Source organism: Streptomyces sp. NPDC001868 (assembly GCF_040297125.1).
GTDB lineage: Bacteria > Actinomycetota > Actinomycetes > Streptomycetales > Streptomycetaceae > Streptomyces.
The window spans coordinates 1-1286 of sequence record NZ_JBEOYO010000144.1 but is presented as its reverse complement, the minus strand read 5'-3'; the positions used below and the strand labels follow the sequence as shown (position 1 = coordinate 1286).

1 protein-coding gene is annotated in these 1286 nt (G+C 68.0%); it reads left to right on the top strand.

What is annotated here, in order from left to right; translation table 11 throughout:
- Positions 1–212: 212 nt before the first annotated feature.
- A complete protein-coding gene (locus tag ABT147_RS47190) occupies positions 213–1181 on the top strand; it encodes an IS481 family transposase (protein ID WP_351418739.1) in 969 nt (322 codons plus the stop codon).
- The last annotated feature ends 105 nt before the right edge of the window (positions 1182–1286 follow it).

Sequence of the window (1286 nt, the reverse complement as noted above, 5' to 3'; positions counted from 1 at the left end):
GCGCCTCGGACACCGGCAAGCGCGTCACCTGGTGCGCGGACATCGGCGACGTGAAGTCGAAGGCCGGCGCCCGCTGGTGGTCGGACAAGGACTAGGCCTGGCCTAGATGTACTCGGCCGTCACGTTGGTGACACATGGCCGTCGGTAGTTGATCAAGAGGGGACCTCCGGGCGTAGTGGAGATAGCCGTCTTCACACACCTCGGAGGTCCTGGTGGCTCACGCTAATGCCCGGCTGACCTTTCACGGCAGATGCCTGCTGGTGCGCCGTGTCGTCCTGGACGGGCGTCCGGTCGCGCACGTCGCGAAGGAACTCGGCGTATCCCGCCAGTGCGCTCACCGCTGGGTGAACCGCTACCGCGCCGAGGGCTGGTCCGGGCTGCAGGACCGCAGCAGCAGCCCGCACCGCCGTCCCACCCGCACGCCCGCAGCCGTCGAGCGCCGCGTGCTCAAGGCCCGCCGCACACTGCGACGCGGACCGGACGCCCTGGCCGAGCACACCGGCGTCCCCGCCCGGACCGTCAGCCGCATCCTCCGCCGCCACCGGATGCCACCGCTCGCCGCCTGCGACCCGCTCACCGGCCAGGTCATCCGGTCCACCAGAGCCGGCGGCAGACGCTACGAACACGCCCGGCCCGGCAACATGATCCACGTGGACGTCAAGAAGCTCGGCAAGATCCCCGCCGGCGGCGGCCATCGCGCTCACGGCCGCGGTGAACGGCCAGGATCGCTCCGGGGGCTGGGATACGACTACGTCCACGCGGCCGTGGACGACCACTCGCGCCTCGCCTACGCCGAGATCCTTCCCGACGAGAAGGGCGCGACCTGCGCGGGCTTCCTCACCCGCGCGGCCGAGTTCTTCCACGCCCACGGCATCACCCGCATTGAGCGGGTCATGACCGACAACGCCAAGAACTACCGGATCTCGCACGCATTCCAGGCCGCTTGCCAAGCGCTCGGCGCACGCCAGAAGTTCACCCGTCCCCACTGCCCGTGGACCAACGGAAAGGTCGAACGGTTCAACCGCACCATGCAGACCGAATGGGCCTACCGAAAGGTCTTCACCAGCAACGACCAACGCACCCGAGCACTCGCACCCTGGCTCGACTTCTACAACACTGGCCGCCGACACACCGCGCTCGGCGGCCAGCCCCCGATCAGCCGACTGTCACCAACGTCATGACCGAGTACACCTAGTGTTCCGTGTTTGAAGTAGCTTTACGTCTGGATGTCGGGGAGAATCGGGCCATGTATGTGGCCTCGGCGTTGGTGCTTCGTGACGGTGATC